The organism is Streptomyces termitum (assembly GCF_014650175.1).
GTDB lineage: Bacteria > Actinomycetota > Actinomycetes > Streptomycetales > Streptomycetaceae > Streptomyces > Streptomyces termitum.
Genome location: NZ_BMUL01000001.1, coordinates 511,150 through 525,283, shown reverse-complemented (window position 1 = coordinate 525,283; position 14,134 = coordinate 511,150). Strand labels below are relative to the sequence as shown.

Below are 14,134 nucleotides of genomic sequence, written 5' to 3'. Positions count from 1 at the left end.
CCCGGTGCTCCCGCGACGGGAGCACCGGGCCTCGTGACGTGGAGACGTCAGTGGGAGTGACCGTGGCCGTGACCGTGGTCCGCCGGCTCCTCCTCCTTCTTCTCCACCACGAGGGTCTCGGTGGTGAGGAGCAGGGAGGCGATGGAGGCGGCGTTCTCCAGGGCGGAGCGGGTGACCTTCACCGGGTCGATGACGCCGGCCTTGACCAGGTCGCCGTACTCGCCGGTGGCGGCGTTGAAGCCCTGGCCCTTGTCGAGGTCGGCGACCTTGGAGGTGATGACGTAGCCCTCCAGGCCGGCGTTCTCGGCGATCCAGCGCAGCGGCTCGACGGCGGCGCGGCGGACGACCGCGACGCCGGTGGCCTCGTCGCCGGTCTTGTCGAGGTTGCCCTCCAGGACCTTGACGGCGTGGACGAGCGCGGAGCCGCCACCGGAGACGATGCCCTCCTCGACCGCGGCGCGGGTCGCGGAGATGGCGTCCTCCAGACGGTGCTTCTTCTCCTTGAGCTCGACCTCGGTGGCGGCGCCGACCTTGATCACGCACACGCCGCCGGCCAGCTTCGCGAGGCGCTCCTGGAGCTTCTCGCGGTCCCAGTCGGAGTCCGTGGTCTCGATCTCGGCCTTGATCTGCGCGACGCGGCCCGCGACGTCCCCGGAGTTGCCGCCACCGTCGACGATGGTGGTGTCGTCCTTGCTGACGGTCACGCGGCGGGCGGTGCCCAGCACGTCCAGACCGGCCTGGTCGAGCTTGAGGCCGACCTCCTCGGCGATGACGGTGGCACCGGTGAGGGTGGCCATGTCGCCGAGCATCGCCTTGCGGCGGTCGCCGAAGCCGGGGGCCTTGACGGCCACCGCGTTGAAGGTGCCGCGGATCTTGTTGACGACGAGGGTGGAGAGCGCCTCGCCCTCGACGTCCTCGGCGATGATCAGCAGCGGCTTGGAGCCACCGGACTGGATGACCTTCTCCAGGAGGGGCAGCAGGTCCTGGATCGAGGAGATCTTGCCCTGGTGGATCAGGATGTACGGGTCGTCGAGGACGGCCTCCATGCGCTCCTGGTCGGTCACCATGTACGGGGACAGGTAGCCCTTGTCGAAGGCCATGCCCTCGGTGAAGTCGAGCTCCAGGCCGAAGGTGTTGGACTCCTCGACGGTGATGACGCCGTCCTTGCCGACCTTGTCCATCGCCTCGGCGATGAGCTCGCCGACCTGCTGGTCCTGCGCGGAGAGCGCGGCGACGGCGGCGATGTCGGACTTGTCCTCGATCGGGCGCGCGGTGGCGAGGAGCTCCTCGGAGACGGCCTTGACCGCGGCGTCGATGCCCTTCTTCAGGGAGGACGGCGAGGCGCCGGCGGCGACGTTGCGCAGGCCCTCGCGGACGAGCGCCTGGGCGAGCACGGTGGCGGTGGTGGTGCCGTCACCCGCGATGTCGTTGGTCTTGGTCGCCACCTCCTTCACGAGCTGGGCGCCGAGGTTCTCGTACGGGTCCTCGATCTCGACCTCGCGGGCGATCGTGACACCGTCGTTGGTGATGGTGGGGGCGCCGAACTTCTTGTCGATGACGACGTTGCGGCCCTTGGGGCCGATCGTCACCTTCACCGTGTCGGCCAGCTTGTTGACGCCGCGCTCAAGGGCGCGACGGGCGTCCTCGTCGAACTTCAGGATCTTCGCCATGGGAGCGGTTCAGCCCTCTCGGAAATCGTCGTGTAAAGAGAACTGCGCCCCTGGACGCCCGCGGTGGAGAACCAGTGGGGTCAGGGGCGCAGTTCAAAGCATCTGTGCAGAAGCCTCGGGTGAAGCGGTACGGCTTACTTCTCGATGATCGCGAGCACGTCGCGGGCCGAGAGGACGAGGTACTCGTCGCCGTTGTACTTCACCTCGGTGCCGCCGTACTTGCTGTAGAGCACGACGTCGCCGACCTGCACGTCGAGCGGAAGGCGCTCGCCGTTCTCGAAACGGCCCGGGCCCACGGCGAGGACGACGCCCTCCTGGGGCTTCTCCTTCGCGGTGTCCGGGATGACCAGGCCGGAGGCCGTGGTCTGCTCGGCGTCGAGCGGCTGGACCACGATGCGGTCCTCAAGCGGCTTGATGGCAACCTTGGAGCTGGCGGTCGTCACGATCCGACCTCCCCCTTCGGAGATCTCGCGGGGTTAACTGTCTGAGGTGGCGACCAGGTCGATCCGTCGTCGCGGGTGCCGGACCTGCCTGTCGCTGTGTTGGCACTCTCCGGTGGGGAGTGCCAGGGCCGAGACTATGACCGGGATTAGCACTCGGTCAAGCGGAGTGCCAATTCCTCACTCCGTGGCGGCTCCGGAAGCGTGCCGGAGCGCCGCTCCGGCCACGATCCTGGGAACGTCCGCACGGAGCCCCGTGTTCCGTGCGAGACCTCCGGGACGGCGTGTCCGCCGTCTCAGCCCCGGCCGCCCTCCGCGCGGACGGGGGCGTCGGGCGGGGGCTGGTGGCCGATCCGGTGGACGGCCTTGCCGCCGAGGCGCGCGAGCGGGTCGACGGCGGGGGCGCAGCCGGTGAGGCCGAGGAGGACGGCGGCGACCACGAGGGGCCGCAGCCGGCTCATACGTAGTCCTCCAGGCGGCCGACGGCGTACCCCTTGGACGTGATGACGTCCATGACCCGGCGGATCATGTCGGGCATGGTGCCCTTCCACTCCTCCTTGCCGCGGAAGTGGGTGAGGACGATGTCGCCGGGGTGCAGGTCCTGGTCCCACTCGCGCCACTCCATGTGGTCGGGGAACGCCTCGGCGGCCCAGAGCGGGACGGCCTTGACGCCGCAGGACTTGGCGACGCGCAGGGTGTCCTCGTTGTAGTTGCCGTACGGCGGCCGGAAGAGCTCGGGCCGCTTGCCGTACCGCTTCTCGATGATCTTCTGCATGCCGCAGATCTCCCGCTCCTGCTGCGCGTAGGAGAGGCCGGGCAGGTACTTGTGGTTGAGCGTGTGGTTGTTGAGGGTGACCCCGGCGGGCTGCGACTTCCGCATCTTCTCGAAGTAGCCGTAGTCGTCGCTGACCACGTAGTCGCTGAGGAAGGCGCTGTACGGGATCTTCAGCTCGGCCATCATGCGGATCAGCTCGGGGTCCTTGTCCGAGCCGTCGTCGATGGTGAGGAAGACGACCTTCTCCTTGGTGGGGACGGTGGTGAAGACGGGCGGCAGGCCGGTGCCGGCGGTCTCGAAGCCCTTCCGGGTGGTGATCACCGGCTTCGTCCTCGGCGGGGCGGGGGCTTCGAGGGGGACCCGCTTGAGCCCCCACTTCCGGGCGGCGGCGGCCCGGACGGCCCGCTGCTTCTCCACCGCGGCCCGCTGCTCGGCGCGGAGCTGGGCGGCGGTCTTCGCGGGCGCCTGCTGTCCGGCGGCGGGGCCGGGGGCGCCCTCGACGGCCCGTCCGGCACCGTCGGAGGAGGCGCCGCAGGCGGCGGTGGAGGTGAGTGCGGCGACGAGGAGCGCCGCTCCCAGGATGCGGCGCGAGCCACCCTTTGCCATAGTTTCTTCCTTTTGTCGTACGACCGGTATGGCGCCGCATCCTGTCAGCGCGACCCGCTCCCCGGGCCGCGACACCGCCGTACCGGCCCCACGGTCCCCCGCCCGGCCCACAGGGAGAATGGAACGGTGACCGACCTCGCCGCCTTCGCCTCCCTGCTCTCCCCCGAGGGGCAGACGCTCCTCGCCGTCCTGCGCGACCACGACCCCGCCCAGGAGCTGGCGGTCGCCTCCCGGCTGCGCCGCGACCACCCCGCCGAGCTGGTCTCGGCGGCCCTCGGGCAGGCCCGGCTGCGGCAGCGCGCGGTGGCCAAGTTCGGCCCCGAGGACGCGTACCGGATGTACTTCACGCCGAACGGCGTCGAGCAGTCGACCCGGGCCGCGGTCGGCGCGTACCGCGCGGCCCGGCTCAGGGAGCTGGGCGTGGGCTCCGTCGCCGACCTCTGCTCCGGCATCGGCGGCGACGCGCTCGCGCTGGCCCGCGCCGGGATCTCCGTCCTCGCCGTGGACCACGACCCGCTGACCGCCGCCGTCGCCCGCGCCAACGCCGAGGCGCTGGGCCTGGCGGAGCTGATCGAGGTCCGCCGCGCCGACGTCACCGAGATCGACACCAGCCCGTACGACGCGGTCTTCGTGGACCCGGCGCGGCGGGGCGGCCGGGGCCGGATCTTCGATCCGGAGGCGTACTCGCCGCCGCTGTCCTGGGCCGTCGAGGCGGCCCGGAAGGCGCCGCGCGCGGCCCTCAAGATCGCGCCGGGCATCCCGCACGAGACGGTGCCGCCGGAGGCCGAGGCGGAGTGGATCTCGGACGGCGGGGACGTGAAGGAGGCGGTGCTCTGGTTCGGCACCGAGCCGGGGGCGCGGCGGGCGACCCTGCTGCCCGGCGGGGCGAGCCTGACCGGCCGGGGGCTGCCCGACCCGCCGGTCCGCCCGGTGGGCCGCTGGCTGTACGAGCCGGACGGCGCCGTCATCCGCGCCCATCTGGTCGCGGAGGTCGCCGAGCGGGTCGGCGGCGGGCTGATCGACGAGACGATCGCGTACGTCACCGCCGACGCGCTGGTGCCCGTGCCGTACGCCTCCGCCTACGAGATCACCGATGTGCTGCCCTTCAACCTCAAGCGGCTCAAGGCCCTGCTGCGGGAGCGGGAGGTCGGCACGCTGACCGTGAAGAAGCGCGGCTCGGCGGTCGAGCCGGAGGAGATCCGGCGCCGGGTCAAGCCGAAGGGACCGAACGCGGCGACGGTCCTCCTGACCCGCGCCGCGGGCGCCCCGACGATGCTGATCGGACGCCCGGCCTAGGCCGTGTCCGGCGGATCTTCGTGGATCAGCCCGCGGCGTCTGGTGCGTTCTCTCGGCGTGCGCCCGGGTCGCCCTCGTACTGGACGTACTCGGGCGATCCGGGCGTGCGGCGAGAGGACGTGCCAGGCGTCGCGGGCCCGCGAAGATCCGCCGGACAGGGCCTAGGCGCGGTCCGGCGGGTCTTCGGGGGAGGCGTCGCGGGCCGTGTCCGCGCGGGCGCGCAGGAGGGCGCGTTCGCTCTCGTTGCGGGTGAGGGCGGCGGCGCGGGCGAACTCCGCGCGGGCCTCCTCGGCGCGGCCGAGGCGGGCCAGGAGGTCGCCGCGGACGGACGGCAGCAGGTGGTAGCGGGCCAGGGCGGGCGCGGCGGCGAGGGCGTCGACGAGGGCGAGGGCGGCGGCCGGGCCCTCGGTCATCGACACGGCGACCGCCCGGTTCAGCTCGACCACCGGCGAGGGCGCCAGCTCGCCCAGGCGGGCGTAGAGTCCGGCGATCACCGCCCAGTCGGTCTCCGCGGAGGAGGCGGCCCGCGCGTGGCAGGCGGCGATGGCGGCCTGGAGGGCGTAGGGGCCGGGGGCGCGGTCCGCCCCGGTCTCCGCCCCGGTCTCCGGCCGGGGGGACTCCCAGGCGCGGGCGAGGGCCGCGTAGCCGCGCCGGATCAGCAGCCGGTTCCAGCGGGCCCGGTTCTGGTCGGCGAGGAGCACCGGCCGGCCGTCGGGGCCGGTGCGGGCGGGGATGCGGGACGCCTGGAGTTCGAGCAGGGCGGCGAGCCCGTGGACCTCGCTCTCGGCGGGCATGAGGGCGGCCAGGCCCCGGGCCAGCCGGAGCGCGTCCTCGCAGAGCCCGGGGCGCAGCAGGTCGTCGCCGGCGGTGGCCGCGTACCCCTCGTTGAAGATCAGGTAGACGACCTCCAGGACGGAGTCGAGCCGGGCCGCCCGGTCCGGCCCGTACGGCACCTCGAAGGCGACGTCCGCCCTGGCGAGGCTCCGTTTGGCGCGGGTGACGCGGGCCGCGACGGTCGCCTCGGGGACGAGGAAGGCGCGGGCGATCTCGTCGGTGCGCAGCCCGCCGACGAGCCGCAGGGTGAGGGCGGCGCGGGCGTCGGCGGAGAGCACCGGGTGGCAGGTGGTGAAGACGAGCCGGAGGACGTCGTCGTCGATGTCGCCGGGGCCGGACGGCTCGGGGTCGTACGCCTCCCCGGGGAGGGCGCGGCCGACCTCGGCGAGTTTGCGCGCGTAGGTCTCGCGGCGGCGGACGAGGTCGACGGCCCGGTGCTTGGCGGTGGCCGTGAGCCAGGCGGCCGGGCGGTCCGGGACGCCCTCGCGCGGCCACCGCTCCAGGGCGGCGACGAGGGCGTCCTGCGCGAGTTCCTCGGCGATGCCGACGTCCCGCACGATCCGGGCCGCCGCGGCGACGATCCGCGCCGACTCCATCCGGAAGACCGTCTCCAGCGTGCTCTCCACCGTCATGCCCCCCAGGAGAGCACGGGCCGGGTCAGCCCTCGGGCATCTCCTCGACCTCGCGGACCTCCAGGGCGACCTTCCAGTGCGCCGGGTGGACGGCGAGGAACCGCTTGCCCCACTCGATCGCCTCGGCGCGGTCCTTGCACTGGAGCATCGCGTAGCCGCCGACGACCTCCTTGGTCTCGGTGAAGGGCCCGTCGGTGTACGACAGCCGGCCGTCGGCCCAGGTGATGCGGGTGGCCTCGGCGGTGGGGCGCAGGCCCGCCGTGTCGACCATGACGCCGGCCTTGGTGATCTCCTCGAAGAGGGCGCCCATGCGCTCCTCGAAGCCGGGGTCGGCGCTCTCCATGTCGATGGTGTTCTCCTCGATGCGGACGAGGGAGAGGAAACGGGGCACGGTGACTCCTCGGGTGCGGTGGCGGGGCCGTTCCCCGCCTTCCACTCCTACGTCGAACGGGCCGGGCCCGCATCGACACGCGCCCGGGATCTTTTCCGGGATCTTTTTCCGGACTACACGTAGTCCTCCAGCCGGGCGACGGTGAAGCCCTGTTCCTGGATCTTGCGGAGGAGGTTGGCGGTCATCTCGGTCATCGAGCGGCCCTTGAGCTCGGCGGGGCCGCGGAAGTGGGCGAGGACGATGTCGCCGGGGTGCAGCTTGCGGTCGCCGCGCTGGTACTGCATGTCCTTGATCTGCATGGATTCGCGCCACAGGACGAGCGCGTCGACGCCGCAGGTGGCGGCGGCGGCGCGGGTGGCCTCGTTCCAGTTGCCGTAGGGCGGGCGGAAGAGGCGGGGGGCGGTGCCGTAGCGCTTCGCCAGCTTCTCCTGCTGGCCGCAGATCTCGCGGCGCTGGGCGTCCGGGGAGAGGGTGCGCAGGTTGGGGTGGGTGAGCGTGTGGTTGGCGACGCCGTGGCCCTGGGCGACCAGCGGGTCGAAGTAGCCGTAGTCGGCGCTGATGACGGAGTCGGTGAGGAACATGGTGAAGGGGATGCCGAGTTCGGCCGTCATGCGGACGAACTCGGGGTCCTTCTCGGCGCCGTCGTCGATGGTGAGGAAGACGACCTTCTCGGTGACGGGGATGTCGCTGATGACGGGGACGGGGCCGCCGGGGGTCCGCTTGACCGGTTTGACGGCGGGCGGGGCGGGCGGCTCCGGAAGCGGCGGGATGCCCCACTTCCGGTAGGCGGCGGCGCGGACGGCGGCCGGGTCCGGGGCGGGGGCGGCCGTGGTGGGGGCGGGGCCGGCCCCGATGGGGTCGGCGACCGGCCGCGGGTCCGGCGCCTGGGCCGTGCAGCCCGTCATCAGGAGTGTCACGGCGGTCAGCGCGGCCCACAGCACGATCGTCTTCTTCACGGGCTGTGGGATGCCCGGTCGGATCGAAAAGTTGCTCGATCTTCGCCGATGTGACCTAGGTCCTGTCCCGCGAAGATCCGCCGGACAGGACCTAGTCGACCGCTTCGAAGCGCCAGCGGTGGACCGGCCGGGTGATCAGCTCCGGCGCGGGCTCCGGCAGCTCAGGCAGCTCCGCGCCGAAGTCCGCCGCCTCCCACCAGGTGAGCACGAGGACCCGGTCCTGCGGGGCCCGGAAGACCTCCCGGCGCAGCGGCTCGCGCGGCAGCACCCGGGCCCGCGCCCATTCCAGGAGCTCGGCGCCCCGGCCCTGGACGGCGCGGGCCTCCCACATGAGGGTGAGCCTCATGAGTACAGGTTCTCCTTGCTGACCTCGTGCACGTGGTCGTGGTCGTGCGGGTGCGCGTGGGCGCCCGGCACGTGCGGGTCGGTCACCGGCAGCGAGGAGTCCGCGGACAGCTCCAGGTCGGAGGCCGGCCGGTTGCGGGCGACCATCTCCGCGCCGAGGGCCGCGACCATCGCCCCGTTGTCGGTGCACAGGCCCGGCCGGGGCACCCGCAGCCGGATGCCGGCCCGCTCGCACCGCTCCTGGGCCAGCGCCCGCAGCCGCGAGTTCGCGGCGACGCCGCCGCCGATCATCAGGTGGTCGACGCCCTCGTCCTTGCAGGCCCGGACGGCCTTGCGGGTCAGCACGTCCACCACGGCCTCCTGGAAGGACGCGGCCACGTCCCGCACCGGCACCTCCTCGCCGGCCGCCCGCTTGGCCTCGATCCAGCGGGCCACCGCCGTCTTGAGGCCGGAGAAGGAGAAGTCGTACGCCGGGTCCTTGGCGGTCGACAGGCCGCGCGGGAAGGCGATGGCGGCCGGGTCGCCCTCCTTGGCGAGCCGGTCGATGACCGGTCCGCCGGGGAAGCCCAGGTCGAGCACGCGGGCGATCTTGTCGAAGGCCTCGCCGGCCGCGTCGTCGATGGTGGCGCCCATCGGCCGGACGTCGGAGGTGATGTCGGAGGAGAGCAGCAGCGAGGAGTGCCCGCCGGAGACCAGCAGGGCCATCGTCGGCTCGGGCAGCCGGCCGTGCTCCAGCTGGTCGACGCAGATGTGCGAGGCCAGGTGGTTGACGCCGTAGAGCGGCTTGCCCAGCGCGTAGGCGTACGCCTTCGCCGCCGAGACGCCGACGAGGAGCGCGCCCGCCAGGCCGGGGCCCGCGGTGACCGCGATGCCGTCCAGGTCCTTCGGGGAGACGCCGGCCGTCTTCAGCGCGCGCTCGATCGTCGGGACCATCGCCTCCAGGTGGGCCCGGGAGGCGATCTCCGGCACCACGCCGCCGAAGCGGGCGTGGGTGTCGACGCTGGAGGCCACCGCGTCGGCGAGGAGGGTCGTGCCGTGGACGATGCCGACGCCGGTCTCGTCGCAGGAGGTCTCGATGCCGAGTACGAGGGGTTCGTCAGCAGCCATCAGATATCGGTCCCAGTTCCTTGAACGGTCAGTCGCATCACGAGCGCGTCCACGTTGCCCGGCTGGTAGTAGCCGCGGCGGAAGCCGATCGGCTCGAAGCCGAAGCGCTCGTAGAGCTTCTGCGCCCGGGTGTTGTCCACGCGCACTTCGAGCAGGACCTCGTCGCACTCGAAGGCGGTGGCGTGCTGGAGCAGGTCGGTGAGGAGCCGGGCACCGAGACCGGTGCCCCACTGCTCGCGGGCGACGGCGATCGTCTGCACGTCGCCGAGGCCGCCGGCGGCGGCGAGCCCGGCGTATCCGGCGAGCCGGCCGCCGGGGCCCTCCGCGACCACGTACCGGCGGGTGGCGCCGGGGCCGCGGGAGTGGGCCAGCTCGGACCAGAACATCCCGGCCGACCAGGCGTCCTCGGGGAAGAGGTCGTCCTCCAGGGTCAGCACCGGCTCGATGTCCCACCAGCGCATCTCGCGCAGTTCCACACCGCCGGTCACGTGGGGGTGACCACCTTGTAGTTCTTCGGCACCTGCGCGTCGGGGCGGCGCAGGTACATCGGCAGCGGGTCGAGGAAGCCGCCGCCGCCCGCCGCGAGCCGCTCGGCGGCGAGGGCGGCGAGCGCGGCGGCGGACTGGTGCTCGGGGCCGCGGGCGTCGGGGAAGGCGTCCGGGTAGAGCAGGGCGCCGGCGCCGACCACCGGCAGGCCGGCCAGCTCCCCTGCGATGTCGGCGGGGCGGTCGACGGAGGCGTCGGTGGTACGGGTCCTCGCGTCGTCGTACCGCGCCCAGTAGACCTCCTTGCGGCGGGCGTCGGTCGCCACCGCGAAGGGCTCCTCCAGGCCGGAGGCGTACGCGAGGCCGTCCAGGGTGCACAGGCCGTGCACGGGGACCCCGCCGAGGGCGGAGGAGAAGGCGGCGGCGGTGGCGAGGCCGACCCGCAGGCCGGTGTACGGCCCCGGGCCGACGCCGACCACGATCCCGGTCAGCGCGTCGAGGGAGACGCCGGCCTCCTTCACGACCCGGTCGACGGCGGGGAGCAGCAGCTCCCCGTGGCGGCGGGCGTCTATGCGGGTCGACTCGGCGACGACGGAGGTCCCGTCGTGGAGGGCGACGGTGACGGCGGGGGTGGCGGTATCCATGGCGAGCAACAGCACGCGAACAGCCTACGGCGCCACGGGCGGGCGATGCGGCGCGCGGCTGTTCGGGGACCCGGCTGCTACCGTCAGCCCCGAGAGCGGGAACGACCGGCAGGACACACGTACGAAGAGGTGGAGCGGTGGCACGGAGCAGCTCGGGATTCGTGGCCGGGCTCACCGCGGTGGCCGTGGCCGCGGTCGGCTTGCTCGCCTACCAGGCGTCGGCCGGCGTGCCGGCCGGCCTCGCGGAGCGCCCGGCCGCCTCGGTCGCGCCCACCCCGGCCGCCTCCGCGACGCCGGGGGCGAAGAAACCGGCGAAGGACCCGCTGGCGGTCCCGGCGGCCTCCGGCACGGGCGAGCGCGTGGTGTACGCGCTGACGGACCGCCGGGTGTGGCTGGTGGACAAGGCCGGCAAGGCCGTCCGGACCTTCACGGTGGCGCCGAGCACGGTGAGCCCCCCGCCCGGTTCGTACGCGGTCTCCTCGCGCTCGGGCTCGGTGCGCGGTTCGGACGGGGTGCAGATCGAGCACGTGGTCCGGTTCGCGACGGTGCAGGACGTGACGGTCGGCTTCAGCGCGGCGGTGGACGGCTCGACGCCCGCGCCGGACCCGGACAAGAAGACCGGCGGCATCCGCATGAAGCGGGAGGACGGGGACGCGATGTGGACCTTCGCGTCGATCGGCGCGAAGGTCGTCGTCGTCGCCTGACCCGGCGCCCCGCGGCCCTTCCGCGCGGCACCGCCCCGGACGCCCTTCCCGCCCCGCGCGGTCCTTGCCGCGCCGCACGGCCGTGGTGCGGCCCCGGCCGGTGCCCCGGTGCTACGCGGCCTCGTCCCGCAGCTCCCGGCCGTCCTCCGGCTCCTCGTCGGCGCGCTCGCGTCTGGGCGGGGTGGAGACGGCACTGGCCGCGGCGCAGGCGGCCAGCAGCTCTCCCATGGAGATGATGCGGTCCTCGGTGCGGTCGTCGCGCTCGGGCGTCGCCATGCATGCCTCCCGTAGGTTAGGTACACCTAACCAGCTCCTCCCCCCATGTCACCACGGGGCGGAGCGGCGGCGCAACATTTTCCCGACACGTTGTCGGAACCTACGGGCGGCGTTCACCCGTGCGGGGCGCTCAGAGCCCGGACAGGTCCGTTCCGGCCCACCGTTCGCCGAGTCCGCGCAGCTCGACCGTGCGCCGGTCGTCGTCGGTGTCGCCGGTCACCCGGTGGATGAGCACGTGCAGCCGGTCCTCGGTCAGCTCCTCGACCTTGCCGTCGCCCCACTCCACGACCACCACCGAGTCCGGCAGCGAGACGTCGAGGTCCAGGTCCTCCATCTCGTCCAGACCGCCGCCCAGCCGGTACGCGTCCACGTGGACCAGGGCCGGGCCGCCGGTCAGGGACGGGTGGACGCGGGCGATGACGAAGGTCGGCGAGGTGACCGCGCCGCGCACGCCGAGCCCCTCCCCCAGGCCGCGGGTCAGGGTGGTCTTCCCGGCGCCCAGCTCGCCGGTGAGCATGACGAGGTCGCCGGGGCGGAGGAGGGCGGCGAGGCGGCGGCCGAGGTCTCCCATCCGCGCGGGGGAGTCGACGGAGAGGGTGGCGCCGGAGACGGGCGGGTGCGCTGCTTCCATGCCCGCCAACCTATCCGCTCGCCGGGCCCTCCCCGGCCGCCGCGACCCCGGCCCTGACCAGCAGCCGCCACAGCGCCGCGTCGACGGTCCCGGGCCGCTCCAGCATCACCAGGTGCCCGGCCTCGGGCACCACGACCAGCTCGGCGCCCGGCAGCTCGGCGGCGATGGCCTCGGTGTGCGAGACGGGCGTCACCAGGTCCTGGTCGCCCGCGAGCGCGAGCCCCGGCAGGGTGCGGAAGCCGGCCAGCGCGGCCCGCTTCTCGTGCTCGGCGAAGGCGGGGTAGAACTCGGCGACCACGTCCACCGGGGTCGACTCGATCATCCGCTCGGCGAAGCGGACCACGGCCGGGTCCACGTCCTTCGAGGCGAAGGAGTACTTCTTCACCAGGCCGGTGAAGAGGTCGGCGGTGGCCCGGCGGCCCCGCTCGACCAGCTCGGCCTGGGCGCCGAGCGCCCGCAGCACCCCCGGCAGGACCCGGCGGACCGCCCGGACGCCGCCCGGCGGCAGCCCGTACGAGACGTCGTCCAGCTCCCCGGCCGAGGTGCCGACGAGGGCGACGCCCACGACCCGCTCCCGCACCAGCTCCGGGTGGAGCCCCGCCAGCGCCATGATCGTCATGCCGCCCATGGAGTGCCCGACGAGGACCAGCGGGCCCCGGGGCGCGGCGGCGTCGATGACGGCCCGGAGGTCGCGGCCGAGCCGGTCGATGGTGACCGGCACCCCGTCCGGACCGGCCTGGGAGGCGCCCCGGGCGGAGCGGCCGTGGCTGCGCTGGTCCCAGTAGACGGCCCGGACCCGGCCGCGCAGGGCGGCGCGCTGGAAGTGCCAGGAGTCCTGGGTGAGGCAGAAGCCGTGGCAGAAGACGACGGTGGGGGCGTCCGGGGCGGTGCCCTCGGGCTCCTCCGTCTCGTAGACGAGGACGGTGCCGTCGTCGGCGAGGGCCCGGCCGGGCGTGCCGCGCAGGGTGCCGTACGGGCCGGTGGAGTCCAGGGCGAGCCGGGCCTTCTGCCGGACCGAGCGGCCGACCGTCAGCCGCTCGACGGCGACCCCGGCCGCCGCGCCGGCCGCGAGCACGCCTATCGCGGCGCCCGCCCATCCGGCCCGGCGCCAGCCGCCCGTGCCCGTGCTGGTCTCCCCCACGCGGGACTACTCCCCCAGGTAGACGCGCGGCACACGCGCGCCGATCCGGGTGACGATCTCGTACGCGATGGTGTCGGCGGCCACCGCCCAGTCCTCGGCGGTCGGTTCGCCGCGCTCGGCGGAGCCGAAGAGGACGGCCTCGGTGCCGGGCGCGGGCCGGTCGCCGCCGAGGTCCACCACGAACTGGTCCATGGCGACCCGCCCCGCGACCGTGCGGACGGTGCCGTCGACGAGGACCGGGCCGCGGCCGGAGGCGTGCCGGGGGACGCCGTCCGCGTAGCCGACGGGGATCAGGCCGAGGGTGGTCTCGCCGCCGGTCACGTAGTGGTGCCCGTAGGAGACGCCGTGGCCGGGCGGCACCTCCTTGACCAGGGCGACGCTCGCCTTGAGCGTCATCACCGGGCGCAGGCCCAGCTCGGCGGAGGTGCCCAGCTCGGGGCTGGGCGAGACGCCGTAGACCGCGATGCCGGGCCGGACCAGGTCGAAGTGGGCCTCGGGCAGGGTGAGGGTGGCGGGCGAGTTGGCGATGTGCCGGACCTCGGGCTCGATCCCGGCCTTCTCCGCGTGGTCGAGCATCGAGCGGAAGACGTCGAGCTGGGCGGCGATCGAGGGGTGGCCGGGCTCGTCGGCGCAGGCGAAGTGCGACCAGAGGCCGGTGACCTTGACCAGGCCGGCCTTCTCGGCCTCCAGCGCCGCGGCGACGAGGGCGGGCCAGTCGGCGGGCTGGCAGCCGTTGCGGCCGAGACCGGTGTCGGCCTTGAGCTGGATACGGGCGGTGCCGCCGGTGCGGCGGGCGGCGGCGGTGACCTCGTCGAGGGCCCACCGGCCGCTCACGGACATGTCGAGACCGGCCTCGATGCCCTGGTCCCACGGGTCGCCGGGGGTCCACAGCCAGCACATGACGGGGACGCCGGTGATCCCGGCGGCGCGCAGGGCGAGCGCCTCCTGCGGGGTGGCGGTGCCGAGCCAGTCCGCGCCCGCGTCGAGGGCGGCCCGGGCACAGCGCTCGGCGCCGTGCCCGTACGCGTCGGCCTTGACGACGGCCATGATCCGGACGCGGGGGGCGAGGCGGGCGCGCAGCGAGCGGACGTTGGCGCGCAGCGCCCCGAGGTCGATCTCGGCGCGGGCTCTGCGGTGCGGTGCGGTGTCAGTCATCGCGCCCAGTCTCTCAGGTGGCCGCCGCCCGGCCGTGCGCGCCCGC

At 74.0% G+C, this 14,134-nt stretch carries 17 protein-coding genes; 2 read left to right on the top strand and 15 right to left on the bottom strand.

Going from position 1 to position 14,134, the window contains the following annotated elements; all coding sequences use genetic code 11:
* Nucleotides 1–47: 47 nt before the first annotated feature.
* From groL to IE219_RS02620, 4 genes are all read right to left on the bottom strand, one after another.
* Nucleotides 48–1,670, bottom strand: a complete 1,623-nt coding sequence (groL, locus tag IE219_RS02635; protein ID WP_189974801.1) for a chaperonin GroEL — start codon at nt 1,668–1,670, stop codon at nt 48–50.
* A 134-nt stretch (nt 1,671–1,804) separates the two neighbouring features.
* The gene (groES, locus tag IE219_RS02630) at nt 1,805–2,113 is read right to left on the bottom strand and encodes a co-chaperone GroES (protein ID WP_189974800.1); all 309 of its coding nucleotides are present in this window, start codon (nt 2,111–2,113) and stop codon (nt 1,805–1,807) included.
* Nucleotides 2,114–2,406: 293 nt separating this feature from the next.
* Nucleotides 2,407–2,571 carry a hypothetical protein gene (locus tag IE219_RS02625; RefSeq protein ID WP_189974799.1) on the bottom strand — a complete coding sequence of 55 codons (165 nt, stop codon included), beginning with the start codon at nt 2,569–2,571 and terminating at the stop codon, nt 2,407–2,409.
* A complete protein-coding gene (locus IE219_RS02620; RefSeq protein ID WP_189974798.1) occupies nt 2,568–3,491 on the bottom strand; it encodes a polysaccharide deacetylase family protein in 924 nt (307 codons plus the stop codon). Before IE219_RS02620 ends, IE219_RS02625 begins: the two co-directional genes overlap by 4 nt.
* A 126-nt stretch (nt 3,492–3,617) precedes the next feature.
* Between IE219_RS02620 and IE219_RS02615 the strand changes: the two genes are divergently transcribed.
* Nucleotides 3,618–4,787, top strand: a complete 1,170-nt coding sequence (locus IE219_RS02615) for a THUMP-like domain-containing protein (protein ID WP_189974797.1) — start codon at nt 3,618–3,620, stop codon at nt 4,785–4,787.
* A 161-nt stretch (nt 4,788–4,948) separates the two neighbouring features.
* Here the strand turns inward: IE219_RS02615 and IE219_RS02610 are convergent, their stop codons facing one another.
* From IE219_RS02610 to tsaB, 7 genes are all read right to left on the bottom strand, one after another.
* On the bottom strand, nt 4,949–6,253 hold the full coding sequence (locus IE219_RS02610; RefSeq protein ID WP_189974796.1) for an RNA polymerase sigma factor: 1,305 nt from the start codon (nt 6,251–6,253) through the stop codon (nt 4,949–4,951).
* 25 nt (nt 6,254–6,278) lie between these two features.
* Nucleotides 6,279–6,644, bottom strand: a complete 366-nt coding sequence (locus IE219_RS02605; RefSeq protein WP_189974795.1) for a YciI family protein — start codon at nt 6,642–6,644, stop codon at nt 6,279–6,281.
* Nucleotides 6,645–6,757: 113 nt separating this feature from the next.
* Nucleotides 6,758–7,600 carry a polysaccharide deacetylase family protein gene (locus IE219_RS02600; protein ID WP_229849542.1) on the bottom strand — a complete coding sequence of 281 codons (843 nt, stop codon included), beginning with the start codon at nt 7,598–7,600 and terminating at the stop codon, nt 6,758–6,760.
* Between the two features lie 91 nt (nt 7,601–7,691).
* On the bottom strand, nt 7,692–7,946 hold the full coding sequence (locus IE219_RS02595; protein WP_189974794.1) for a hypothetical protein: 255 nt from the start codon (nt 7,944–7,946) through the stop codon (nt 7,692–7,694).
* Nucleotides 7,943–9,052 (bottom strand): tRNA (adenosine(37)-N6)-threonylcarbamoyltransferase complex transferase subunit TsaD, encoded by a 1,110-nt coding sequence (tsaD, locus tag IE219_RS02590; protein WP_189974793.1) that lies wholly within the window; start codon nt 9,050–9,052, stop codon nt 7,943–7,945. The genes IE219_RS02595 and tsaD overlap by 4 nt, the downstream gene beginning before the upstream one ends.
* Nucleotides 9,052–9,513, bottom strand: coding sequence for a ribosomal protein S18-alanine N-acetyltransferase (rimI, locus tag IE219_RS02585; RefSeq protein WP_189974978.1), 462 nt, complete (start codon nt 9,511–9,513; stop codon nt 9,052–9,054). The genes tsaD and rimI overlap by 1 nt, the downstream gene beginning before the upstream one ends.
* A gap of 23 nt (nt 9,514–9,536) precedes the next feature.
* The gene (tsaB, locus tag IE219_RS02580; protein WP_189974792.1) at nt 9,537–10,196 is read right to left on the bottom strand and encodes a tRNA (adenosine(37)-N6)-threonylcarbamoyltransferase complex dimerization subunit type 1 TsaB; all 660 of its coding nucleotides are present in this window, start codon (nt 10,194–10,196) and stop codon (nt 9,537–9,539) included.
* A 122-nt stretch (nt 10,197–10,318) separates the two neighbouring features.
* Here tsaB and IE219_RS02575 point away from each other — a divergent pair, with 122 nt between their 5' ends.
* A complete protein-coding gene (locus tag IE219_RS02575) occupies nt 10,319–10,885 on the top strand; it encodes a hypothetical protein (protein ID WP_229849541.1) in 567 nt (188 codons plus the stop codon).
* Nucleotides 10,886–10,996: 111 nt separating this feature from the next.
* Here IE219_RS02575 and IE219_RS02570 read toward each other — a convergent pair whose 3' ends face one another.
* From IE219_RS02570 to alr, 4 genes are all read right to left on the bottom strand, one after another.
* On the bottom strand, nt 10,997–11,161 hold the full coding sequence (locus IE219_RS02570; RefSeq protein WP_189974791.1) for a hypothetical protein: 165 nt from the start codon (nt 11,159–11,161) through the stop codon (nt 10,997–10,999).
* 130 nt (nt 11,162–11,291) lie between these two features.
* On the bottom strand, nt 11,292–11,792 hold the full coding sequence (gene tsaE, locus IE219_RS02565; protein WP_189974790.1) for a tRNA (adenosine(37)-N6)-threonylcarbamoyltransferase complex ATPase subunit type 1 TsaE: 501 nt from the start codon (nt 11,790–11,792) through the stop codon (nt 11,292–11,294).
* A 10-nt stretch (nt 11,793–11,802) separates the two neighbouring features.
* Nucleotides 11,803–12,933, bottom strand: a complete 1,131-nt coding sequence (locus IE219_RS02560; RefSeq protein ID WP_189974789.1) for an alpha/beta fold hydrolase — start codon at nt 12,931–12,933, stop codon at nt 11,803–11,805.
* A gap of 6 nt (nt 12,934–12,939) precedes the next feature.
* Nucleotides 12,940–14,088: an alanine racemase gene (gene alr / locus IE219_RS02555; RefSeq protein WP_189974788.1), complete on the bottom strand. Its 1,149-nt coding sequence runs from the start codon at nt 14,086–14,088 to the stop codon at nt 12,940–12,942.
* Between the last annotated feature and the right edge of the window lie 46 nt (nt 14,089–14,134).

Bases quoted from the DNA above. Each gene is read 5' to 3' on its own strand.
- tsaD (WP_189974793.1), bottom strand. From the start codon at position 9,052: ATGGCTGCTGACGAACCCCTCGTACTCGGCATCGAGACCTCCTGCGAC.
- tsaE (WP_189974790.1), bottom strand. From the start codon at position 11,792: ATGGAAGCAGCGCACCCGCCCGTCTCCGGCGCCACCCTCTCCGTCGAC.
- alr (WP_189974788.1), bottom strand. From the start codon at position 14,088: ATGACTGACACCGCACCGCACCGCAGAGCCCGCGCCGAGATCGACCTC.
- rimI (WP_189974978.1), bottom strand. From the start codon at position 9,513: ATGCGCTGGTGGGACATCGAGCCGGTGCTGACCCTGGAGGACGACCTC.
- IE219_RS02620 (WP_189974798.1), bottom strand. From the start codon at position 3,491: ATGGCAAAGGGTGGCTCGCGCCGCATCCTGGGAGCGGCGCTCCTCGTC.
- IE219_RS02595 (WP_189974794.1), bottom strand. From the start codon at position 7,946: ATGAGGCTCACCCTCATGTGGGAGGCCCGCGCCGTCCAGGGCCGGGGC.
- IE219_RS02625 (WP_189974799.1), bottom strand. From the start codon at position 2,571: ATGAGCCGGCTGCGGCCCCTCGTGGTCGCCGCCGTCCTCCTCGGCCTC.
- IE219_RS02570 (WP_189974791.1), bottom strand. From the start codon at position 11,161: ATGGCGACGCCCGAGCGCGACGACCGCACCGAGGACCGCATCATCTCC.
- groL (WP_189974801.1), bottom strand. From the start codon at position 1,670: ATGGCGAAGATCCTGAAGTTCGACGAGGACGCCCGTCGCGCCCTTGAG.
- IE219_RS02610 (WP_189974796.1), bottom strand. From the start codon at position 6,253: ATGACGGTGGAGAGCACGCTGGAGACGGTCTTCCGGATGGAGTCGGCG.